Genomic DNA, 21,952 nt, shown 5'->3' with positions numbered 1-21,952 from the left:
CCGTGACGGTCGAGCCTCATTTCGTGGACCAGGGGCGGATCGAGAAGGCCGTCCGGGAGATCCTCTTCGCCATTGGCGAGGATCCCGACCGGGACGGCCTGCGCGACACCCCGGCTCGGGTCGCGCGCGCCTACACGGAGCAGTTCGCGGGTCTCGGGCAGCGCCCGGAGGACGCGCTGACCACGATGTTCGACGCCGACCACGACGAGATGGTGCTGGTGAAGGACATCGAGGTGATGTCCACCTGCGAGCACCACCTGCTGCCGTTCCACGGCGTGGCCCACGTCGGGTACACGCCGAACGCCAAGGGTCAGATCACCGGGTTGTCCAAGCTGGCCCGGCTGGTGGACGTCTACGCCCGCCGGCCCCAGGTCCAGGAGCGGATGACCTCGCAGATCGCCGACGGCCTGATGCGGGTGCTCGAGCCCCGCGGCGTGATCGTGGTCATCGAGGCCGAGCACATGTGCATGACCATGCGCGGCGTGCGCAAGCCGGGTGCCAAGACCATCACCTCCGCGGTCAGGGGCGATTTCCGCACCTGTGAGAGCACGCGGGCCGAGGCGATGTCGCTCATCCTCGGACGCAACTGATCCGGATACCGTTCGTCATCTCCGTCACGGAAGAGGAGGGAGCATGACCACACACCACGTGCCCGGGATGCCCGATCTCGGGCGATGCCTGGTCATGGGCGTGGTCAACGTGACGCCTGACTCCTTTTCCGACGGAGGCCAGTGGTTCGACGCGGACGCCGCGATCGCCCGCGGGCTGGAGCTGGTCGCCCAGGGCGCGGACATCGTCGACGTCGGCGGCGAGTCCACCCGTCCCGGCTCCGCCCGGGTCTCCCTCGGAGAGGAACTCCGCAGGGTCGAGCCGGTGATCCGGGCCCTGCGGGAGGAGGGCGTCACGGTCAGCGTGGACACCATGCGGGCCGAGGTCGCCGAGGCGGCCGTGGCGGCCGGTGCCACGCTCGTCAACGACGTGAGCGGCGGGCTGGCCGATCCGGCGATGCCCAGAGTCGTCGCGGCGACCGGCGTGTCGTACGTCGTGATGCACTGGCGGGGCCACAGCCACGACATGGACAGCCGCGCGATGTACGGCGATGTGGTCACCGAGGTGACCGAGGAGCTGCGCAAGCGGGTCGACTCCGTGCTCGGCGAGGGCGTGCGCGAGGAGCAGATCGTCATCGATCCCGGCCTGGGCTTCTCCAAACATCCCGGGCACAACTGGGCGCTGCTCGCCGGCACCCGCAAGCTGGTCGAGCTGGGGCATCCGGTGCTCATCGGCGCGTCGAGGAAGCGGTTCCTCGGGCGGCTGCTGCCGGACGCCGAGGGCCGGCCGCGGCCCTTCGACCGCTGCGACGACGCCACGCTGGCGGTCTCCGCGCTGGCCGCGCGGGAGGGCGCCTGGTGCGTCCGGGTACACCAGGTCGGACCCAACGCGGACGCTGTACGCGTCGCCGCGGCGTGGAAGGCAGCCGATGAAGGACGTTGAGGAACTCAACCAGGAGTTCTACGACGCGATCGAGAGCGCGGACCTGGACCGGATGTCCGAGATCTGGGTCGAGGACGCGGGCGATCGGGTCGCCATGTGCGTCCACCCCGGTTGGCCCATGCTCAGCGGGCGATCCGAGGTGCTCCGCTCGTGGGCGCTGATCATGGCGAACACGCCGTACATCCAGTTCGTGCTGACCGACGTGCGGACCTCGGTGCTTGGCGACGTGGCCGTGCTCACCTGCGCGGAGAACATCCTGACCGCCGCGGACACCGACGAGGCGGGGTTCGCCGCCGGCCGGGTGGTCGCGAGCAGCACGTACGTCCGCACGCCGGAGGGCTGGCGCCTGTGGCTCTACCACGGCTCCCCCGTCCTGCAGAGCGAGGACGAGGAGGAGGAAGAAGAGTGAGTGGTGCGCGTGACAGCGTCCGTCTGGTGGGGCTGCGGGCGCGAGGGCGGCACGGCTGCCTGCCCGCGGAGCGTGAGCTCGGCCAGGAGTTCGTGGTCGACGTGACGTTGTTCCTCGACACCGCGCCCGCCGCCGGAGGGGACGACCTGGCCAAAACCGTCAACTACGGCGAGTTGGCGGTGCGCCTGGCCGAGACGGTCGAGGGGGAGCCGGTCAACCTCATCGAGACCCTCGCCGACCGGCTGGCCTCCGTCTGCCTCGCGTACGACCTGGTCGACGAGGTGGAGGTCAGCGTGCACAAGCCTGCCGCGCCCATTCCGCTGCCGTTCGACGATGTGGTGGTGACCATCAGGAGGGGGCGCGCATGAGGGTCGTGCTCGCGCTCGGCAGCAACCTCGGCCGCCGGATGGACTACCTCCAGGGGGCGCTCGACACCCTTTTCGATGCTCCGGGACTGACATTCGTCGCGGTTTCCCCCGTATACGAGACCGACCCCGTCGGCGGGCCCGAGCAGGGTCCCTACCTCAACGCCGTCGTCGTGGCGGAGTCCATGCTGGACGCGCGGGCGCTCCTCGAACGCGCCCAGGGCGTCGAGAACGCCTTCGGCCGTACGCGCGCCGAGCGGTGGGGGGCGCGGACGCTCGACGTGGACCTGATCATGGTGGACGACGTCGTGTCGGCGGACCCCGAGCTCACGCTCCCGCACCCCCGGGCGCACGAGCGGGCGTTCGTGCTGGTCCCCTGGTCGCGTGCCGATCCGGACGCGACGCTCACCGGGCACGGCTCCGTGGCGGACCTGCTCGCCGGGCTCGACCAGGCCGGTGTACGGCTGCGCGACGACCTCTCCCTGGAACCCCCCGCCTGATGTCGTTCGAGGAGTTCGCGTGAAGCCCAGCAACCCCGGCGTGCTGGTCGGCCTGGTGGTGGTGTTCGCGCTGCTCACCTGGGGCCTGCTGCAGAAGACCTATTCCCAGCTGCCGACGGTGCCGTGGAGCGCGATTCCGACGCTGCTGCTGCTCGCCATCGGCGAGGGTTACACCGGCTGGCTGACCCGGGCCAGGATCCGCCGCAAGCCGGGCACCAAGCCGCCGGAGCCGCTCGCCGTCGCCCGGCTGGCCGCCCTGGCGAAGGCCACCGCCCACGCGGGCGCGGTGTTCGCCGGTGTGTTCGCGGGCTTCGTGTTCCACGTGCTCAACCTGCTGGACCTGCCCCAGCCGCGGCAGGACGCGTTCGTCGCGGGCGGCTCGTTCGCCTCCTGCGTCGTGCTGATCTGCGCGGCGCTGTTCCTCGAGCACTGCTGCCGGGTGCCGGGCAAGCCGGAGGACCGCACCTGACGTCGGTCGGCTATTTGTCGATGTCTCCGACGACGAAGAACAGCGAGCCGAGGATGGCGATCATGTCCGCCACCAGGTTCCCCGGCAGGATCTCCCGCAGCACCTGGACGTTGTTGAACGACGCGCTGCGCAGCTTCAACCGCCACGGGGTCTTCTCGCCCCGGGACACGAGGTAGTACCCGTTGAGGCCGAGCGGGCTCTCCGTCCAGGCGTACGTGTGCCCCTCGGGCGCCTTGAGGATCTTCGGCAGCCGCTGGTTGATCGGCCCCGGCGGGAGCTCCCGCAGCCGCTCCAGGCAGGCGTCCGCCAGGTCGAGGGAGGCCTTGGCCTGGTCGAGCAGCACCTCGAACCGGGCGTGGCAGTCGCCCGCCGTCCTGGTCACCACCCTGACCGGCAGCTCGCCGTACGCGAGGTAGGGCTCGTCCCTGCGCAGGTCGAAGTCGACGCCGGAGGCGCGGGCGATCGGGCCGCTCACGCCGTACTGCATGATCGTCTCGCGGTCCAGCACCCCGACGCCCTTCGTCCGGGCGAGGAAGATCTCGTTGCCCGAGATGAGCCCCTCGATGTCCGGAAGGCGGCGCCGGACGTCGGCGACGGCCTGGGCGGTGCGGTCGAGCCAGCCGAGCGGCAGATCCTCCTTGAGGCCGCCGACGCGGTTGAACATGTAGTGCATGCGGCCGCCGGAGATCTCCTCCATGACGTGCTGCAGCGTCTCCCGCTCGCGGAACGCGTAGAAGACCGGCGTGATCGCGCCCAGCTCCAGGGGGTAGGAGCCGAGGAACATCAGGTGGTTGAGTACCCGGTTGAGCTCGGCCAGCAGGGTGCGGGCCCACACGGCCCGGAGGGGGACCTCCATGCCGAGCATGCGCTCGACCGCCATCACGACGCCCAGCTCGTTGGCGAAGGCCGACAGCCAGTCGTGCCGGTTCGCCAGGACGATGATCTGGCGGTAGTCGCGCACCTCGAACAGCTTCTCGGCGCCCCGGTGCATGTAGCCGATGATCGGCTCGGCGCCGACGATGCGCTCGCCGTCCAGGGTGAGGCGCAGCCGCAGCACGCCGTGCGTCGACGGGTGCTGGGGTCCGATGTTGAGGACCATGTCCTCGGTGGCCAGCTCCCGGGGGGCCACCGCTCCAGCGCCAGACCCGATGCCCACGACGCGTTCCCGGAACGCCCCCTCGGCCCGAGGCTCTCCTGTCATACGGCCCATGCTCCCACGCCGGTGGGCGGTTCAGGACGAAACGCCCGCTCCGGATGCGGCGAGGTCGCGCAGCGCGTCGATCAGCCGGTCCACGTGCTCGTCGGTCGTGCCGATGCCGATGGACGCCCGTACGGCGCTGGCCGTGCCGTCGTCGCAGCCGCCGTCCGAGGTCCCGAGCAGGTGGCGGACGAACGGGTGGGCGCAGAACTTGCCGTCCCGGACGCCGATGCCGTGGTCCGCGGACAGGGCCTCGGCGACCTCACGGGCGGTCAGCCCGTCCACGGTGAACGACACGATGCCGACCCTGGGGTGGTCGGGGCCCCAGAGGGACAGCTCGCGCACGCCCTCGATCCCGGCGATCCCCGCGCGCAGGCGGGCCACCAGCCGCTCCTCCTCGCGGACCAGGGCCGTCCAGCCGGTCGCGGCCAGCGCGTCGCAGGCGGCGGCGAGCGCGATCGCGCCCAGCACGTTCGGCGTCCCGGCCTCGTGCCGCACCTCGGGGTCGTCGCTCCACAGCGTCTCCGGCGCCTCGTCGCCGCCGTCACCACGCGAGCCGACCGAGGTCACCGCGCCGCCCCCCAGCAGGTACGGCGACGCCTCCGCGAGCCAGTCGGCCCGCCCGATCAGGGCCCCGGCGCCGAACGGCGCGTAGAGCTTGTGCCCGGAGAAGGCCACGTAGTCGAGGTCGAGCGCGGCCAGGTTGAGCCGCCGGTGCGGGACGAGCTGGGCGGCGTCGACCGCGATGCGGGCGCCGTGCCGGTGCGCCACGTGCGCGAGCCCGGCGATCGGCCACAGCTCGCCGGTCACGTTGGAGGCCGCGGTGACGACCAGCAGGGCCGGCCCGTCGATCCCGGCCAGCGTCTCGTCCACGGCCCTGATCGCCTCACCGGGGAAGGCCGGGGGCGCGAGCCGTACGGCGCCCGGCCAGGGCAGCAGCGAGGCGTGGTGCTCGGTGTCGAACACGACGGTGGTGGTGCCCTCCGGCAGGCTGCGGGCCAGCAGGTTCATCGCGTCGGTCGTGTTCCGGGTGAAGATCAGCGCGTCGTCGGGCCGGGCGCCCACGAAGGCCCGCGCGGCGTGCCGCGCCTGCTCGTACCTGGCCGTCGTGAGCTGGGAGGCGTATCCGGCGCCGCGGTGCACGCTGGAGTAGGCCGGCAGCGCCGCGGCGACGGCGGCGCTCACCGGCTCCAGACACGGCGCGCTCGCCGCGTAGTCCAGGTTCGCGTACGGCACCAGCCGCCCGCCCTTGACCGGCACTTCGAGGTCGGCGCCCAGGACGGCGGGGGTCGGCCGGGCCAGGGCGGTGGGCGATACCGCGGGGGACCCGACGGGGGACGCAGCCGGGGACACAGCGGGGGATACGGCGGGGGATACGGCGGGCAGCGAGAGAACGGACAACGACGGCCTCCTGAGGTCAGGGACCCCGGCCATGGCGTCGTACGGCGGAGCCCGCGCTTGACCGGCGCACCTCGCGCCGGACCTGGTCCTCACCCGGGGCACCCCGCCGCGGACGCGAGGGTTGCCGGCCAGCAAGCCGGGGCTGTGCGCTGGCACTCATGACCTGAGCGGCACTATAGCCCAGGCCCTCCCCGGCCCCGCAAGCCGTCACTTGCCCGAAATGTGATGTGTGTTCCGGTGGTTCGAGTGGTGCGACCAGGAAGAATGCTTCGTATGGTTGGTTTGTGAAGTTTGATCCTTGGAATCCCGAGTTCGTGGCCCACCCGTACGACGTCTACGCCGATCTACGGGAGAGCGACCCGGTCAGCTTCTTTGAGCCGACCGGCCAGTGGCTGATCGCCCGCCACGCCGACGTCAACACGCTGCTGCGGGACCGGCGGCTGGGTCGCTCCTATCTCCACATGGCCTCGCACGAGGCGTTCGGCAGGGAACCCGAGCCGGAGTTCCAGGAACCCTTCTGGAGGGTGGTCCGGGCCGGGATGCTCGATGTCGAGCCCCCCGTCCACACCCGCCTTCGGCGCCTGGTGTCCAAGGCGTTCACGCCGCGGATGGTGGAGTCGCTCCGTCCCCGGGTTCGCAAGATCGCCCGGGAGCTGGCCGGGGGGTTGGTCGAGCGCGGCGGCGGCGACCTCCTCGCCGAGATCGCCGAGCCGCTCCCGGTGACCGTGATCGCCGAGATGCTGGGCGTGCCCGAGGCCGACCGGCACCTGCTGCGGCCGTGGTCCGCCGACATCTGCGGCATGTACGAGCTCAACCCCTCGCTGGACGCCCAGCACACGGCCGTGCGGGCGGCGAAGGAGTTCGCCGAATACCTGCGCGACCTGGCCAGGTCGCGCAAGGACCAGCCGGGCGACGACCTCATCTCCGCGCTCGCCCAGGTGGCGGACGAGGGCGACCGGCTGACCGAGGACGAGCTGATCGGCACCTGCGTGCTGCTGCTCAACGCCGGCCACGAGGCCACCGTGAACGTCACCGGCAACGGCTGGTGGTCGCTGTTCCGGAACCCCGCCGAGCTGGAGCGGCTGAGGAACGACCGCACCCTGATGCCCACGGCCATCGAGGAGCTGCTGCGGTGGGACACCCCGCTGCAGATGTTCGAGCGCTGGGTGCTCGAGGACATCGAGGTCGGCGGTGTGACCATCCCGCGCGGAGTGGAGATCGGGCTGCTCTTCGGCTCGGCCAACCGGGACCCGGAGGTCTTCGCCGACCCGGACCGCCTGGACATCGGGCGTGTGGACAACCCGCACATCTCCTTCGGCGCGGGCATCCACTTCTGCCTCGGCGCCCCTCTTGCCCGGGTCGAGCTGGTGGAGTCCTTCAACGCGCTGCTCGACGCGGCCTCGACGATCGAGCTGGTCGAGGAGCCGGTCTGGAAGCCGGGCTACATCATCCGCGGCCTGGAGTCGCTCAAGGTCAGCGTGACTGGCTGAGCCAGCCGAACCTCCCGAGCCCGGCCGGATCGATCAGCTCGGCCTCCTCCGAGGCGCGTCCCAGCGCCCGGAGGTAGCCGCGCGGGTCGGCGTGCGCGAGCGTGAGCGGCGGCCGGGCCCCGGTGACGCCCAGCCGCCGCAGCGCCTCCCGCTGCGTCGTCAGCGTCGTGGCCCGCGCCCCGGCCCGCTCTCCCGCCGCGGCGCACGCGTCCAGGGCGACATGCGCCGTGATGTCGCACGACCCGTCCGGCACGGGAGGTACGGCGGCGCCGTCCCGGTAGCCCACGAGGCTCCCGGCCCCCGGCCGGTCGTCCACAGGGTGTGCATAATCCACCGCGACCGCGGTGCCGCGCGCGAGCCGTACGATCAGGGACGCCCAGGCGTCGTCCCGGGGACGGCCGATCTCGGCGCGGTCGCCCACCTCCCGCAACGGCCACCACCGCTCCAGCCACGCGAGGTCGTGCTCGTCCGGCTCCGGCCCGGGGCGTTCCTCGCCGGTCGCGGGGTTCACCAGGATCAGGCGCGGCCCGCGGGGGGTCCGTTCCACCACGTCCACCGGCACGTTGTCGAGCCACTCGTTGGCGAAGATCAGCCCGTGGACCTCGTCCGGCACGGTCGGCGTCCACGCCACGCGCTCGTCCACCCCCTCGGGCCGCGACGACAGATCGACGGCCGTGACCCGGAGCCGGTCCCCGAGCTCCGGCGGGGCGGACGCCAGTACGGACGTGGCGAGAACGCCGTCCCCCGCCCCGACGTCGACCAGATCGAGGATCGGCGGGTGCCCGAGCGCGGCGTCGACCTCGCCCAGCAGGCGCAGCACCGCCTCGGCGAAGGCCAGTGAGGCGTGCACGGACGTGCGGAAGTGCCGGCCAGGCCGTTCTCGCAGGTAGAAGCCGCCGTCGCCGTACAGTGCCCGTCGTGTCGCTTCCCGCCAGGTGACCCACACACCGATCGACGTTACCGAGGAACGGCGGCGGTATTAGACGGCCGCGGGTCAGGGCAAGATCCGACTTCGGGCGCCCCGAGCCGCCGAGCGAAGCGAGGCCCAATGAACACTGGCCTGTCGAGTCGCGGCGGCGGAGCAATGCCCGCCGCCGTTACGCTGGGCCGAAGGGAGGCGTCATGGATACAGGTGACCGCCCCGCGCGGCTTGCCGTGGGGGTGCTCGGCGCGGGACGCGTGGGCTCGGTGCTCGGGGCCGCGCTCGCCCAGGCGGGCCACAGGGTCGTGGCCGCCAGCGGTGTCTCCGACTCGTCCAGGCGGCGGGCGGCCGAGCGGCTCGGCGTCGAACTCAGCCTGCCGGAGGACGTGCTGCGGCGATCCAACCTGGTGCTGCTCACCGTGCCGGACGACGTGCTGCCGGATCTGGTGTCCGGCCTGGCCGCGACCGGGGCCGACCTGCGCGGCAAGCTCCTCGTCCACGCGAGCGGCGCGTACGGCCTCGCCGTGCTCGACCCGGCGGCGGAGGCGGGGGCGCTGCCACTCGCGCTGCACCCGGTCATGACGTTCACCGGCCGAGCGGACGACCTGACCCGGCTCACCGGCGCGTCGTTCGGGGTGACCGCCCCGGTGATGCTGCGGCCGGTGGCCGAGGCGCTCGTCATCGAGATGGGGGCGGAGCCGGTCTGGATCGCCGACCAGGACCGCGCGCTCTACCACGCCGCGATCGCGGGAGCGGCCAACCACATGGTCACCCTGATCGCCGAGTCGCAGGAGCTGCTGGCGAAGATCGGTGTCGAGCATCCGGGCCGGATGCTCGGCCCGCTCCTCGGGGCCGCGTTGGACAACGTGCTGCGCCTCGGCATCGCCGGCCTCACCGGTCCCGTCGTCCGCGGCGACGCCGGAACCGTGCGCAAACACGTGGACGCCCTGATCCTCGCGGCACCCGAAGCGGCGGACGCCTACGTCGCCCTCGCTAGGCTCACCGCGGACCGGGCGCTCGCCGCCGGGCTGCTCAAGCCCGAGACCGCTGAGCGCCTCCTGGACGCGCTGGGAGGGAACATATGGACGTGATCGTTGCGGGTGACCGCGCTGAGCTCGCCAAGGCGAGGGAGGCGATCGGCCCCGGCAGTCTCGCGTTGGTCCCCACGATGGGGGCGCTGCACCCCGGGCACCGCTCGCTGGTGCGGCTGGCCCACGAGCACGCCGAGCAAGTGGCGGTGAGCATCTTCGTCAACCCCCTGCAGTTCGGCCCGGCCGAGGACTTCGCGCGCTATCCGCGCACGCTCGACGCCGACCTCGAGGTGTGCGCGGAAGAGGGCGTGCGGATCGTCTTCGCGCCGTCGGTCGAGGAGATGTACCCCGAGGGCCACCAGGTCGGGGTGTCCGCCGGGGCGATGGGCGCCACGGTCGAGGGCGCGTTCCGGCCCGGCCACTTCGACGGCATGCTGACCGTCGTGCTGAAGCTGTTCAACCTGGTCCAGCCCGATGTCGCGATCTTCGGGGAGAAGGACGCGCAGCAGCTCGCCCTCATCCGCCGCATGGTGCGCGACCTCAACGTGCCCGTCTCGATCATCGGCGCGCCGACGGTCCGCGAGGGGGACGGGCTGGCCCTGTCCAGCCGCAACCGCTACCTGTCGCACGCCGACCGGGCCACCGCGCTCCACCTCTCCAGGGCGCTGCGCGCCGGGGCCGCCCAGGCCACCCCTGCCCGGGTGCTCGACGCGGCGAGAGCCGTACTGGAAGAGGCGGCGCGGCTGTCGCCGCCGCTGCTCCTGGACTACCTGGCGCTGGTGGACCCGGCGACGTTCGCCTCCGTGGACGAGGAGCACCACGGTGACGCGATCCTCGCCGTGGCCGCCAAGGTCGGCAACACCCGGCTGATCGACAACATCGCCGTCCAGATCCCCTGATCTGGGAGACCGCCTCCCCTTGACGGTTTTGAGGGGGGGGCCGTGGTGCCGCGTATCCTTGGGGCGTTATCGTCATCTTGACGAAAGGGGAGCCCCCGATGGTGGCGATTCCGAGAAGGCTCACGGCGCCCGCCCCCGGCTGGACGGTCCATGCCGATATCGTCGTGATCGGCTCCGGCATCGCGGGGCTGACCGTGGCGCTCCGCTACACCGAGCTCTCCCCCAGGGGGAAGGCGCTGGTCGTCACCAAGGACACGCTGTCGGCCGGGTCCACCCGCTGGGCCCAGGGCGGCATCGCGGCCGTGCTCGACCCGGAGGACACCCCGGGCGAGCACCTCAGGGACACGCTTGTCGCCGGTGTCGGCCTGTGCGACGAGGAGGCGGTACACGCCCTCGTCACCGAGGGGCCGGACGCGCTGCGGCGGCTGATGGATCACGGCGCCCGCTTCGACCGCGACGAGGGCGGCGAACTCCAGCTCACCCGCGAGGGAGGCCACCGGCGCAACCGCATCGTCCACGCGGGTGGCGACGCCACCGGCGCCGAGGTCCAGCGCGCCCTCATGGCGGCCGCCGCGGCCGAACCGCGCATCGAGGTCATCGAGCACGCCCTCGCGCTCGACCTGCTCAAGGACGGCGACGGCCGCGCCTGCGGCGTGACGCTGCACGTCATGGGCGAGGGCGCGCGTGACGGCGTCGGCGCCGCGCGGGCGAACGCCGTCGTCCTGGCGAGCGGCGGCATGGGCCAGGTCTACGCCTCCACCACCAACCCCGTCGTGTCCACCGGTGACGGCGTCGCCCTCGCGCTGCGCGCCGGGGCCGTCGTCAGGGACATCGAGTTCGTCCAGTTCCACCCCACGGTCCTGTGGCTGGGCGAGGACTCGACCGGCCAGCAGCCCCTCGTCTCCGAGGCCGTACGCGGTGAGGGGGCGGTGCTGATCGACGCCGAGGGCGAGCGCTTCATGCGCGGCGTGCACGAGCTCGCGGACCTCGCGCCGAGGGACGTCGTGGCCAAGGCCATCACCCGGAAGATGCACGAGACCGGCGCGGACCACGTCCACCTGGACGCGCGGCACTTCGGCGAGGAGAAGTGGCGGGCTCGGTTCCCCACGATCCTGGCCGTCTGCCGCGAGCACGGCATCGACCCGGTGACCGAGCCGATCCCGGTCGCCCCCGCGGCCCACTACGCGAGCGGCGGCATCCGCACCGACCTGCGCGGCCGGACCAGCGTCCCCGGCCTGTACGCCTGCGGAGAGGTCGCGTGCACCGGCGTCCACGGGGCGAACCGCCTCGCGTCCAACTCCCTCCTCGAAGGGCTGGTCTTCGCCGAGCGGATCGCCTCCGACCTGGTGGCGTACCCGGCGGAGCCGGGCGAGCCGGTCGACGACGGCCGGCCGGAGGGACTGGTCGATCCGCGTACCCGGCCCAGGATCCAGAACCACATGAGCCGCGGCGCCGGCGTGCTGCGCAGTGAGCAGAGCCTGATCGACGTGTCCCGGGCGCTGTCGGGCGCCATGTGGACCCCGATCGCGGTCGAGCCGTGCACGGAGTCCTGGGAGGCGACCAACCTCCTGACCGTCGCGTGCGCGCTGTCGGGCGCGGCCGCCGAGCGGCGGGAGACCCGGGGGTCGCACTGGCGCGAGGACCACCCCGCCCGCGACGACCTGAACTGGCGGCTCCACATCGACATCACCCTGGAAGAGGAAGGACTGTTCATGCGGCACGCGCCCCACGAGGAGCGGCCCGGGTACCGGCCTACGGAGCTCCCGGAGGAGCTGTCCGCCGAGCTCGCGGAGGTCGGCATCGACCCGGCGCGCCTTCTCGCGCTGGTGACCGAGGCCCTCGCCGAGGACCTCGCCGGCCTGCGGGACGTCACCTCGGTCCACACCATCCCCGCCGACCAGACCGCCGTCGCCGACGTCGTCGCGCGCGCGGACGGCGTGGTGGCGGGTCTGGCCGTCGCGGAGGCCGTGTTCCGCCAGGCCCCGGGCCTGGTCGTCGTCGAACGGCACGCCAAGGACGGCGACCGGGTGAGCCGCGGCGACGTCCTCATGACCGTGCGCGGCCTGACGACGGACCTGCTCACGCTCGAACGCACCGCGCTGAACTTCCTCACCCACCTGTCCGGCATCGCCACGCTGACGCGGCGGTGGGTGGACGCCGTCGCCGGGACGAAGGCGCGGATCCGCGACAGCCGCAAGACCCTGCCCGGCCTGCGCGTCCTGGAGAAGTACGCCGTACGCTGCGGCGGCGGGGTCAACCACCGCATGGGCCTGTACGACGCCGCGCTGATCAAGGACAACCACGTCGTCGCCGCGGGCGGGGTCGCCGAGGCCTACCGCGCCGTACGGCAGGCCTGCCCCGACCTGCCGATCGAGGTCGAGGTGGACCGGATCGACCAGATCGAGCCCGTGCTGGCGGAGGGAGCCGAGGAGATCCTCCTCGACAACTTCACGGTGGAGCGGCTGGCCGAGGCCGTACGTCTGGTCGACGGCCGGGCGCGGCTGGAGTCCAGCGGCGGGCTGACCCTGGACACCGCGGCCGCCGTGGCGCGGACCGGCGTGGACTACCTCGCCGTGGGCGGCCTGACGCATTCCGCGCCCGCGCTGGACATCGCCCTGGACCTGCGCGACGCGGACCGGCCCGGCGGGCGCTGAACGAGGCCATGGTGAGGGATTGATCGACAGAGTGCATAATCAGGGCATGCTGCTCACCATCGATGTCAGCAACACCCACACGGTGCTTGGCCTGTTCGAAGGTGAAGAGGTCATCGAGCACTGGCGGATCGCCACCGACCCCCGGCGCACCGCGGACGAGATAGCCGTGATCCTCCAGGGACTGCTCAGCCAGTCGCCGCTGCTCAAGGACGCCGACATCAGCGGCATCGCCATCTGCTCGACGGTGCCGTCGGTGCTGAACGAGATGCGCGACATGTCCCGCCGCTACTTCGGGGACGTCACCGCCGTGGTCGTCGAGCCCGGCGTGCGGACCGGCGTGCCGGTCCGGATGGACAACCCCAAGGAGGTCGGCAGCGACCGCATCGTCAACGCGCTCGCCGCCACCACGCTGTACGGCGGGCCGTGCGTGATCGTCGACTTCGGCACCGCGACGTCGTTCGACGCGGTGTCCGCCCGCGGGGAGTACATCGGGGCGGTGACCGCGCCCGGTGTGGAGATCTCCGTGGACGCCCTCGCCTCGGCCGGGGCCCAGCTGCACAAGGTCGAGCTGATCCGTCCCCGGTCCGTCATCGCCAAGAACGCCGTGGAGGCGCTCCAGTCGGGCATCGTGTACGGCTTCGCCGGGCTGGTCGACGGCATCGTCGAGCGCATGGCGGCGGAGCTGGCCGCCGACCGGGAGGAGGTCACGGTGGTCGCCACCGGCACCGGCGCCCCTCTCGTGGTCAGCGAGGCGCGCACGATCGACGTGCACGAGCCGTGGCTCACGCTGATCGGCCTGCGGCTGATCTACGCGCGGAACACCGGCTGACGGACGAGGCTGGGATAGATCAGGCGCCGCAGGGCGTGGTCGACGACCTCTTCGGTGGACATCTCGGGCAGTTGACGCATGACGTCGGCGAGCAGCTCATCGTCCACGTCGATCGACATTCGTATCACCTGCCCCACATTAGAGCATTCGTCACTAAACGCGCACGTGTTTTCGCGGCGCGTAGCCGTACCGGATCGGCGGGACACGATCCGGAGCACGGTCTGGAGTGCGGTCTGGAGCACGGTCGATAGCCTTTTGACTGTGAGCGACGACCTCAACGGGGTGTCCGAGCAGACGCGGGTCCGGCGAGAGAAGCTGGCCCGGCTCCGGGCCGAGGGCATCGATCCCTACCCGGTGAACTTCCCGCGCACCGCCACCGTCGCGGAGGTTCGGGAGAAGTACGCCGATCTCGGTCCCGGAGCCGCGACCGGTGACCGGGTGGGCGTCGCCGGCCGGGTGATGCTGTCGCGGATCGGCGGCAAGCTGTGCTTCGCCACGATCAGGGACGGCACCGGCGACCTCCAGATCATGCTGTCGCTCGACCGGCTCGGTGAGGAGTCCCTGGCCGCGTGGAAGCGCGACGTCGATCTCGGCGACCACGTCGGCGTCGAGGGCGAGGTCGTCACCTCGCGCAGGGGCGAGCTGTCCGTCATGGCGGAACGCTGGCAGATCACGTCCAAGTGCCTTCGCCCGCTGCCCGAGAAGCACGCCGGGCTCACCGACCCCGAGTCGCGGGTGCGGTTCCGCTACGTCGATCTGATCGTCAACGACGAGGCCAGGCGGATGGCGCGGATCCGCAGCGCCACGGTGCGGGCCGTCCGGGACTTCTGGCACGACGAGGGCTACCTCGAGGTCGAGACGCCGATGCTGCAGCCGATCCACGGCGGCGCGGCGGCGCGGCCGTTCCGCACGCACATCAACGCGTACGACATGGACCTCTACCTGCGCATCGCGATCGAGCTCTACCTCAAGCGGCTGGTGGTCGGCGGCCTGGAAAAGGTCTTCGAGATCAACCGGAACTTCCGGAACGAGGGCGTGGACGCCACGCACAACCCCGAGTTCACCATGCTGGAGGCGTACGGCACGTACCTCGACTACAACGACATGGCGGACCTGACCCGGCGGATGTACCAGAAGGCGGTCGTGGCCGCACTGGGGACGACGGTGGTCGTCCACAGGGGCGAGGAGATCGACCTGGGCCGGCCCGAGTGGCCGCGGATCACGCTCTACGGCTCGGTGTCGGCCGCCCTGGGCGAGGAGGTCACCACGAAGACCCCGCTGGAACAGGTCCGGAAATATGCGGATCGGCGGCGGGTCGACTGGGACTCCGGATGGGGACAGGGAAAGCTCGTCCAGGAGATCTTCGAGGCGCTGGTCGAGCACACGCTGATCCAGCCGACCTTCGTCATGGACTACCCGCTGGAGACGTCGCCGCTCGCTCGCCGGCACCGAAACGATCCGCTGCTGACGGAGAAGTGGGACCTCATCGGGTTCGGCACCGAGTTGGGCACCGCCTACTCGGAGCTCGTCGACCCGGTCGAGCAGCGCCGCCGCCTCACCGAGCAGTCCGTCCTCGCCGCCGGCGGCGATCCCGAGGCCATGCAGCTCGACGAGGACTTCCTGCGCGCCCTGGAGTACGGCATGCCGCCGACAGGCGGGGTGGGCGCCGGGATCGACCGCATGATCATGGCGTTCACCGGCAGGAGCATCCGCGAGACGATCCTGTTCCCGCTGGTCAGGCCGCGCGGGTGAGTGAGGCCGGTGGCCGGGGGCCGGCCGGAGAGTGTGTTGCCCAACCGACGAAGAGTTACTCTCTTTTGGTAAGAAGATCCCCAAAAGTATGTAAGCCCCCTCAAGGACTGTAAATGGCGACACTCTCGACGGATCAGCGGCGTCAGGAGGCCAAGCAGGAGTACGACGCGTACGTCGCGTCCTGCCCCTCGCGCAAGCTTCTCGACCGACTCAGCGACAAGTGGGTCAGCCTCGCGCTCAGCGCCCTCGCCGACGGCCCCCTGCGGTACAGCGACATCGCGCGGGCCGTCGCCGGGGTGAGCCAGAAGATGCTCACGCAGACGCTGCGCATGATGGAGCGTGACGGCTTGGTGTCCCGGAGGGTCACCCCGACCGTGCCCGTCCGGGTGGACTATGAGCTGACCCCCCTCGGCTGGACCCTCATGCCGTTGATGTACGCCGTCAAAGAGTGGGCCGAGATCCACGTGGAAGAGGTCGAGGCCGCCCGCATCGCCTATGACGCCGCGCTTTGAACGCGCGCTTCGTGCGCCGGAGAAGTTCTGGCTTTCCGGGACTGGCGGGCAACCGATTTCCCGCGTTCTCCTAGAAATGCGAGTTAAAGGTGATGCCTCAATCGCGATACTTGCCCGGTTTGCCGTACCAGATGTCAATGGCCAACGAGGGTCCGAACTTGACGATTTTTGAACAAAGTGTTTACCTTCCCAGGGCGAGCCGAAAATTCATCCTGGTGGGGGAGGGCTGACGATGACGCTTTCCGATGTGGTTTCCCGAGGCGAGAGCCCCGCGTCGGAATGCGACCGCGCCGGTCTCAGCGATGACGATCTGAGATTGCTGGCCGAGCTGGCCAAGGGGGGCACCGTCGACAAGGTGGGGCGCCGTCTCGACGTGAGCGGTCGCACCGTCCGGCGCCGGCTGCGGGGCATCTGTGACCGGATCGGCGTCGCGACCGCCATCGAGGCGGTCGCGTGGGCGGCAAGGCGCCGCCTGATCTGAGCCCTGATCCACGGCTGACCCGAGGACTGTCCACGGCTGATCCGGGGACAGTCCACGCCTGACCTGAGCCCTGATCCACGGCTGATCCACGGCCGACGAGCGGGACCGTCAGTCCGCGATCCGTACGGCTCCGACGATCGGCCGGTTGGCCAGCGAGGCGACCCGGACGACGTCGCCCGTGCGGGGCGCGTGGACCATGTAGCCGCCGCCGATGTAGAGCCCCACGTGGTGCAGGTCGTTGTAGAAGAAGACCAGGTCACCGGGGCGCATGTCCTTGGGGTCGATGTGCGTGCCGGCCGACCACTGGGAGCCTGTGTAGTGGGGCAGACTGATCCCGACCCGCTGGTAGGCCGCCATGACGAGGCCTGAGCAGTCGTAGGAGCTCGGGCCGTCGGCGCCCCAGACGTACGGCTTGAGCTGCTGCGAAAGGGCCCAGCGCGCCGCCTCGGCGGCCTTGCCGTCACCGATGATGGGGAAGGCCAGCCGCGTGGCCGCGCGGCCCGTGGTGACGCTTCCGGCGACCCTGCTGTAGAGGTCGCTCTCGGACTTCTTGACCAGCTTGCGGATCTTGTCGCGCTGCACGTCGAGTCCGGCGAGCAGGTCCTTCACTTCCTTCTGGCGGGCATTCGCGCTGGTCCTGGCCCGCTCGGCCGCCTCCATGGCCTTGGCCACCTGGGCGACCTCCTCGCCCTGCTGCATCTGGAGCGCGTAGGTCGTGGACGCCCGGTCGAGGTAGGAATCGGGGTCGTCCGTGCCCATCAGCGCGAACGCGGAGCCGAAGCCGCCGGTCATGTAGGAGTTCTGCGCGAGGAAGCTCGCCGTCCTGCGCCGGGTCTCCAGCTCGGTCTCGCTCTTGGCGAGGGTCTTCTTCGCGAGATCGGCCGACCGCTGGGCCTCCTTGAGCTTGACCCGGGCGCCGTTGTATTCCTCGGTGAGGGTCTCGATCTCGGTGTAGAGACGCTCGACCTCGGCGGTCAGCTGCTTGAGGCTGGGCCCCGGGTCGGCGGTCGCGGACGTGACGGGGGCGCCGAAGCCGATCGAGACGAGGGCGACGCCGAACAACGCGAACCTGCGGATCGGGCCGCCGGTGGAAGACCGGGCGCGGCGCCGCCGTCCGCGAGCGTGCCTGCCCGCGGAGCGTCCTCCAGAGATGCGCACCAAAGCTCCTCTCCTACGCGTGCCCGGCAGGCGGATTCCCGCGCCGCGCCGCTCCCGAGGGCGACGGCGGCATCTGTCCGGCACTCTGGCCGCCTACCGGGTTAGCTGACGGGTTCGGGCCGGAGTAGCCCTACCTTTCGGATTCACCCCTTGATGACCTGGGTTTGACCCCGGATCTCCGCAGTTGGTTCCCCGGCTCCCCTCGGCACGGGCGCTTTGGGGACTCGGCGGTCCGGTCGCCGCGCCTTACCGCGATGACCGGCATCGTCGCTGGACACTAGTGCACCCGGGGTTCCTGCTCAACCAGAACTCCGGATTCCGTCTAGGTTGCACAACCGAATGATCACGGCCCGGTCACGTATGATAGAGGGCCGGAACGCCCATTACCCCGCGTTTACCTGGCGCTGACCGGTCCCGTAGCAGGTCATCGCAGTCTCTGGAGTTCGCAAAAGCGGAAATTCCCGGAACGTGCGTAGGGTGAGAGCGGAATGTGCGCGAACGGATACCCACGGTGACACGCACCGACGGCTCCCGGGTTTTGGCATGACCGTTACTCGGCGTTCTCTCCGCGCGGTGGTGAACGGTGTGGTGAGGGGGCCTTGTCGCGCGCTCGTACGCGCCACGTGCCGACTAGGCTGGCGATCCATGGAGCAGGTTGCGGGCCGGCCCTCGGAAGCCGAGAGCGGCGAGCGCGCGCCCCGGACCGTGGACGTGTGCCCAGCCGTGGACGTGCGCAGGGCCAGGACCCCCGACGTCCGTGCCATCCGCCGCTTTGTCGACGCGTACTGCGGCGTCGGGCCGCGGCTGCTGAAGAAGACCACCGTCACCCTCTACGAGGACGTCCAGGAGTTCTGGGTCGCCGAGGTCGACGGGACGGTCGTCGGCTGCGGGGCGCTGCACGTGCTGTGGGAGGACCTGGCGGAGATCCGCACGGTGGCGGTCGATCCCGCCGCACGGGGGATGGGCGTCGGACATCGCATCGTCGGTGCTCTCATCGACGCGGCCCGCGAGCTGGGCGTGCGCCGGGTCTTCTGCCTGACATTCGAGGTCACGTTCTTCGGGAGGCACGGCTTCGTTCCCATCCACGGGACTCCGGTCTCTCCGGAGGTGTACGCCGAGCTGCTCGCCTCCTATGACGAAGGGGTCGCCGAGTTCCTCGAACTCGAGCACGTCAAGCCGAATACGCTCGGCAACACCCGCATGCTGTTGCATCTCCAACCCCGATCCTGACCGTGGCGGCTACTGTCCGGAAAGGTGACTGTTGATACGCCTGTCGCTACTTTGGCCATATCGGCATGCGCATGACGATTGCCGCATGCGAACCCGAAACGAGGTGAAACGGTGAGCTCCGGACAGCCGCCGTACCCCCAGGACGCTCCGGACGGCACCCCACCGCCGCCTTCGGACCGTGAACAGGGTGCGGACAATCCAGCCCAGCAGTACGACCCTGATGTCACGGTCGTCACCTACCGCAACCCGTCCCTGAACCCGTCCCAGCCGACAGGGCCCCAGCAGGCCTACGGATACGGTCAGCAGCACGATCAGCAGGTCTACGGCCAGCAGCAGCCCGGTTATCCGCAGCAGCCCCAGCAGGGCTATGGCCAGCAGCCCGGCACGGGTGCCTTCGGCCAGCCTCAGGGGTACGGCCAGCAGCCCGGTTACGGCCAGCAGGCGCAGCCCGGTTACGGCCAGGAGCAGCAGCCCCAGCAGGGCTATGGCCAGCAGCCCGGCACGGGCGCCTTCGGCCAGCCTCAGGGGTACGGCCAGCAGCCCGGTTACGGCCAGCAGGCACAGCCCGGTTACGGCCAGGAGCAGCAGCCCCAGCAGGGCTATGGCCAGCAGCCCGGCACGGGCGCCTTCGGCCAGCCTCAGGGGTACGGCCAGCAGCCCGGATACGGCCAGGAGCAGCAATACGGCCAGCAGCCCGGATACGGCCAGCAGGGCTATGGTCAGCAGCCCCAGCAGGGTTACGGCCAGCAGGGCTACGCGCAGCAGCCGGGCTACGGGCAGCAGCCGGGCTACGGGCAGCAGCCGGGCTACGGGCAGCAGGGCTATGGCCAGCAGCAGCCCGGTTACCCGCAGCAGCCCCAGCAGGGCTACGGCCAGCCCGGATACGGCCAGCAGGGATACGGCCAGCAGGGATACGGTCAGCAGGGATACGGTCAGCCGTACGGCGGACAGGGCGCCGGGGCGATCCCGCCGGGTGCTCCCGCCCCGCTCGCGGAGTGGTGGCAGCGCCTGGTGGCCCGCCTGGTCGACCTCGTGATCATCGGTATCCCCTACGCCATCGTCTCGAGTGTTCTCACGGCGCTCATCGTCACCAACGCCAGCTTCGACCCGAGGACGGGCGCCTCCACGACTGCGAGCGGCCTCTTCCTCGCGGGCGTGCTCATCGTGCTCGTCGGTGCCGCGATCATGACCGCGTACGAGTTCATGATGCTCAAGCAGCGCGGCCAGACGGTCGGCAAGATCGTCATGGGCATCAAGGTCGTCCCCGTCGGCGACGTCCTCCCCTCCGGCGGCCTCGCCACGGACGTGGCGGGTAAGCGGGCCGGAGTCCTGTTCGGGCCGCAGTTCCTCCGCTGGATTCCGATCGTCGGATGGCTGCTCAACATCTTCTCGCTGCTGAACACGCTCTGGCTGCTGTGGGACCGGCCGTTGTGGCAGGCCCTGCACGACAAGGCGGCCGGCACCGTCGTCGTCAAGATCAAATAATCGAGACCGGGTAATGCCGGGAAACGGGACCGATGCAACGATCCATCGGTCCCGTTTTCGTGGGCGCGTGACCGGGATTGGAACTGTGTCCAAATGGGGGAGAAAAAGCGGTAACAGTCGGGATCGTGCCTGCGATGGTTGGGCACGCATGTCCTCACACGTGAGAGGTGACTCAATGACCGCGGAACCGCCCCCCGGCCAGAATCCGTATGGCTCGGCTCCGCCGCCCCCGCCGCCCGGCGCCTACCCACCGCCCGGAGCTTATGGAGCGACACAGGGCGCATATGGGGCGCCGCAGGGTGCTCCCCTTCCGCCCGGTGTTCCGGCCCCGCTCGCCGAATGGTGGGAGCGGCTGGTCGCGCGAATCATCGACGGCGTCATCTTCGGCGTCGTGTACCTGATTCTCACCATGGTCATCGTCGTGGGGGGCGGCGGCACCTTTCTCGGCGGCTTCCTCTCGGCCCTGATCGCCTATGGTGCGTTCACGGCCTACGATTACGTGCTGCACTCCAAGGATGGCCAGACCATCGGAAAGAAGATCATGAAGATCCAGGTGGTCGCGCTGGGCGGCGCACCGCTGGATTCCTCGGTCGTGATGCGGCGCTCGGCGCTGTATCCAGGCGTCCTGGTGCTCTACGGCATTCCGCTGGTCGGACTCCTGGCCGGCCTTTTCGCCTTCGTGACGGGCGTGTTCATCCTCGTCGACAAGCCCCTGCAGCAGGGCCTGCACGACAAGGTCGCCGGAACTGTGGTGGTGAAGGCGCCTCGTTGATCTCTGGAACAACTTGACCGGCGTCCGGTCAAAACAGTGGGGCGGCCCCGTCGCGGACCGCCCCACTTGTCATTCATGGGTACGATTTCTATGCATCCGGTAAGGCGGCTGGAGAGACATGGATTCGCTCCGTCGCCACCGGCCGCCCCCGGGAGCGCACCGGGCGCCACGTGGGGCTATCGTCAGGTCAGGGACTCCGTGAGGGTAGCAGGCGGTGCGCCGCGCCAGGGGCCCGAAAATCCTGGGTGCCGAGAAAGACACCCCCGGCACGAGCGAGGACGAATGACAGAGGTATTGTCCGCCTTGATACCCGTCGTAGTTGTCGGCGGTGCGGTCGTCTACGCCGTGGTTAAGTTGGTGCGTTCCGAGGCGGCCGGCCTTCGGACCGCACCCGAACGGCGTGACAAGGACAACACGAGTTCCTGAGGACGAGCTGAAAGTTGAATTGTCAGCCGTCCGAACCGGGTATATGTTTGGCTGACGAATCAAACAATGCTCTGCGAAAGGATTGCCGTATGGCCAAGCACACGCAGGTGATTCTCATCGACGATCTCGATGGCGGCGAGGCCAATGAGACGGTCATCTTCGCGCTTGATGGCAAGTCTTATGAGATTGATCTCAGCGATGGGAACGCGAAGAAGCTGCGTGAGGCGCTCTCGCCTTTCGTCGGCGGCGCGCGGCACGCGGAGCCCGCTCCGACGCGTGGTCGTCGTCGTGGTGCCGCCGCTGGTGCGCAGCGGGCGATGACCCGCGAGAAGAGCGCGGAGATCCGTGCCTGGGCCAAGGCGCACGGGCACCCGGTCAGCGAGCGTGGCCGCATTGCCGCCTCGATCGTTGACGCGTACGAGGCCGCCCACTAAGGGCCCTTTTGATCGTGCGGTCAAACCGGTCGTCGGATGTTACG

Annotated in this window: 23 protein-coding genes and 2 riboswitches; of the genes, 18 read left to right on the top strand and 5 right to left on the bottom strand. The window is 70.4% G+C overall.

The window, feature by feature from the left end; genetic code table 11:
* Positions 1-2 precede the first annotated feature (2 nt).
* From folE to QSK17_RS23535, 6 genes are read left to right on the top strand one after another with little or no spacing between them, the layout of a single operon-like run.
* A complete protein-coding gene (folE, locus tag QSK17_RS23560) occupies positions 3-590 on the top strand; it encodes a GTP cyclohydrolase I FolE (protein WP_285707318.1) in 588 nt (195 codons plus the stop codon).
* A gap of 43 nt (positions 591-633) precedes the next feature.
* Entirely contained in the window at positions 634-1,491 is an 858-nt protein-coding gene (gene folP / locus QSK17_RS23555) for a dihydropteroate synthase (RefSeq protein ID WP_285707316.1), read from the top strand.
* On the top strand, positions 1,478-1,900 hold the full coding sequence (locus QSK17_RS23550) for a nuclear transport factor 2 family protein (RefSeq protein ID WP_285707314.1): 423 nt from the start codon (positions 1,478-1,480) through the stop codon (positions 1,898-1,900). Before folP ends, QSK17_RS23550 begins: the two co-directional genes overlap by 14 nt.
* On the top strand, positions 1,897-2,268 hold the full coding sequence (gene folB, locus QSK17_RS23545) for a dihydroneopterin aldolase (RefSeq protein WP_285707313.1): 372 nt from the start codon (positions 1,897-1,899) through the stop codon (positions 2,266-2,268). Before QSK17_RS23550 ends, folB begins: the two co-directional genes overlap by 4 nt.
* Positions 2,265-2,765: a 2-amino-4-hydroxy-6-hydroxymethyldihydropteridine diphosphokinase gene (gene folK, locus QSK17_RS23540; RefSeq protein ID WP_285707311.1), complete on the top strand. Its 501-nt coding sequence runs from the start codon at positions 2,265-2,267 to the stop codon at positions 2,763-2,765. The genes folB and folK overlap by 4 nt, the downstream gene beginning before the upstream one ends.
* A gap of 19 nt (positions 2,766-2,784) precedes the next feature.
* Positions 2,785-3,234, top strand: coding sequence for a DUF3180 domain-containing protein (locus QSK17_RS23535; protein ID WP_285707310.1), 450 nt, complete (start codon positions 2,785-2,787; stop codon positions 3,232-3,234).
* 10 nt (positions 3,235-3,244) lie between these two features.
* Here QSK17_RS23535 and QSK17_RS23530 read toward each other — a convergent pair whose 3' ends face one another.
* Together QSK17_RS23530 and QSK17_RS23525 are read right to left on the bottom strand one after the other, a co-directional pair.
* On the bottom strand, positions 3,245-4,435 hold the full coding sequence (locus tag QSK17_RS23530; protein WP_285707309.1) for an NADH-quinone oxidoreductase subunit D: 1,191 nt from the start codon (positions 4,433-4,435) through the stop codon (positions 3,245-3,247).
* 30 nt (positions 4,436-4,465) lie between these two features.
* Positions 4,466-5,785, bottom strand: a complete 1,320-nt coding sequence (locus QSK17_RS23525) for an aminotransferase class V-fold PLP-dependent enzyme (protein ID WP_502889275.1) — start codon at positions 5,783-5,785, stop codon at positions 4,466-4,468.
* A 96-nt stretch (positions 5,786-5,881) separates the two neighbouring features.
* A riboswitch (SAM riboswitch) is annotated at positions 5,882-5,997 on the bottom strand.
* Between the two features lie 120 nt (positions 5,998-6,117).
* Here QSK17_RS23525 and QSK17_RS23520 point away from each other — a divergent pair.
* Complete coding sequence (locus QSK17_RS23520; protein WP_285707308.1) at positions 6,118-7,323, top strand: cytochrome P450; 1,206 nt, start codon at positions 6,118-6,120, stop codon at positions 7,321-7,323.
* Here QSK17_RS23520 and QSK17_RS23515 read toward each other — a convergent pair.
* Positions 7,307-8,269, bottom strand: coding sequence for an SAM-dependent methyltransferase (locus tag QSK17_RS23515; protein WP_285707307.1), 963 nt, complete (start codon positions 8,267-8,269; stop codon positions 7,307-7,309). The two genes, QSK17_RS23520 and QSK17_RS23515, sit on opposite strands and share 17 nt — an antisense overlap.
* Before the next feature lie 176 nt (positions 8,270-8,445).
* Here QSK17_RS23515 and QSK17_RS23510 point away from each other — a divergent pair, with 176 nt between their 5' ends.
* The 4 genes from QSK17_RS23510 (at position 8,446) to QSK17_RS23495 (ending at position 13,658) form a co-directional block, all read left to right on the top strand.
* Positions 8,446-9,336, top strand: a complete 891-nt coding sequence (locus QSK17_RS23510; RefSeq protein WP_285707306.1) for a Rossmann-like and DUF2520 domain-containing protein — start codon at positions 8,446-8,448, stop codon at positions 9,334-9,336.
* Complete coding sequence (gene panC, locus QSK17_RS23505) at positions 9,327-10,175, top strand: pantoate--beta-alanine ligase (RefSeq protein WP_285707305.1); 849 nt, start codon at positions 9,327-9,329, stop codon at positions 10,173-10,175. Before QSK17_RS23510 ends, panC begins: the two co-directional genes overlap by 10 nt.
* Before the next feature lie 98 nt (positions 10,176-10,273).
* Positions 10,274-12,829: an L-aspartate oxidase gene (locus QSK17_RS23500; protein WP_285707303.1), complete on the top strand. Its 2,556-nt coding sequence runs from the start codon at positions 10,274-10,276 to the stop codon at positions 12,827-12,829.
* A gap of 46 nt (positions 12,830-12,875) precedes the next feature.
* Entirely contained in the window at positions 12,876-13,658 is a 783-nt protein-coding gene (locus QSK17_RS23495; RefSeq protein WP_285707302.1) for a type III pantothenate kinase, read from the top strand.
* On the opposite strand, the gene QSK17_RS23490 is transcribed toward QSK17_RS23495, so the two are convergent.
* The gene (locus QSK17_RS23490; protein WP_285707301.1) at positions 13,637-13,777 is read right to left on the bottom strand and encodes a type II toxin-antitoxin system VapB family antitoxin; all 141 of its coding nucleotides are present in this window, start codon (positions 13,775-13,777) and stop codon (positions 13,637-13,639) included. The two genes, QSK17_RS23495 and QSK17_RS23490, sit on opposite strands and share 22 nt — an antisense overlap.
* A 142-nt stretch (positions 13,778-13,919) precedes the next feature.
* Here QSK17_RS23490 and lysX point away from each other — a divergent pair, with 142 nt between their 5' ends.
* The 3 genes from lysX to QSK17_RS23475 all read left to right on the top strand — a co-directional run bounded on the left by lysX (position 13,920) and on the right by QSK17_RS23475 (position 16,403).
* Positions 13,920-15,410: a bifunctional lysylphosphatidylglycerol synthetase/lysine--tRNA ligase LysX gene (gene lysX / locus QSK17_RS23485; protein ID WP_285707300.1), complete on the top strand. Its 1,491-nt coding sequence runs from the start codon at positions 13,920-13,922 to the stop codon at positions 15,408-15,410.
* A gap of 113 nt (positions 15,411-15,523) precedes the next feature.
* Positions 15,524-15,922: a winged helix-turn-helix transcriptional regulator gene (locus QSK17_RS23480; RefSeq protein ID WP_285707299.1), complete on the top strand. Its 399-nt coding sequence runs from the start codon at positions 15,524-15,526 to the stop codon at positions 15,920-15,922.
* Positions 15,923-16,154: 232 nt separating this feature from the next.
* Positions 16,155-16,403, top strand: a complete 249-nt coding sequence (locus QSK17_RS23475; protein ID WP_285707297.1) for a helix-turn-helix domain-containing protein — start codon at positions 16,155-16,157, stop codon at positions 16,401-16,403.
* Between the two features lie 108 nt (positions 16,404-16,511).
* Here the strand turns inward: QSK17_RS23475 and QSK17_RS23470 are convergent, their stop codons facing one another.
* On the bottom strand, positions 16,512-17,561 hold the full coding sequence (locus tag QSK17_RS23470; RefSeq protein ID WP_285707295.1) for a C40 family peptidase: 1,050 nt from the start codon (positions 17,559-17,561) through the stop codon (positions 16,512-16,514).
* A 76-nt stretch (positions 17,562-17,637) separates the two neighbouring features.
* Positions 17,638-17,785, bottom strand: a riboswitch (cyclic di-AMP (ydaO/yuaA leader).
* A 421-nt stretch (positions 17,786-18,206) separates the two neighbouring features.
* Here QSK17_RS23470 and QSK17_RS23465 point away from each other — a divergent pair.
* From QSK17_RS23465 to QSK17_RS23450, 4 genes are all read left to right on the top strand, one after another.
* Positions 18,207-18,791 (top strand): amino-acid N-acetyltransferase, encoded by a 585-nt coding sequence (locus QSK17_RS23465; RefSeq protein WP_285707293.1) that lies wholly within the window; start codon positions 18,207-18,209, stop codon positions 18,789-18,791.
* A 111-nt stretch (positions 18,792-18,902) separates the two neighbouring features.
* Positions 18,903-20,276 carry an RDD family protein gene (locus tag QSK17_RS23460; RefSeq protein WP_285707292.1) on the top strand — a complete coding sequence of 458 codons (1,374 nt, stop codon included), beginning with the start codon at positions 18,903-18,905 and terminating at the stop codon, positions 20,274-20,276.
* Positions 20,277-20,451: 175 nt separating this feature from the next.
* Positions 20,452-21,048 (top strand): RDD family protein, encoded by a 597-nt coding sequence (locus QSK17_RS23455; protein ID WP_285707291.1) that lies wholly within the window; start codon positions 20,452-20,454, stop codon positions 21,046-21,048.
* 515 nt (positions 21,049-21,563) lie between these two features.
* The gene (locus QSK17_RS23450; RefSeq protein ID WP_285707290.1) at positions 21,564-21,908 is read left to right on the top strand and encodes a histone-like nucleoid-structuring protein Lsr2; all 345 of its coding nucleotides are present in this window, start codon (positions 21,564-21,566) and stop codon (positions 21,906-21,908) included.
* The last annotated feature ends 44 nt before the right edge of the window (positions 21,909-21,952 follow it).

Source organism: Microtetraspora sp. NBRC 16547, assembly GCF_030268965.1.
In the GTDB taxonomy this organism is placed as follows: domain Bacteria; phylum Actinomycetota; class Actinomycetes; order Streptosporangiales; family Streptosporangiaceae; genus Microtetraspora.
This window is presented reverse-complemented; position numbering and strand designations above follow the sequence as displayed.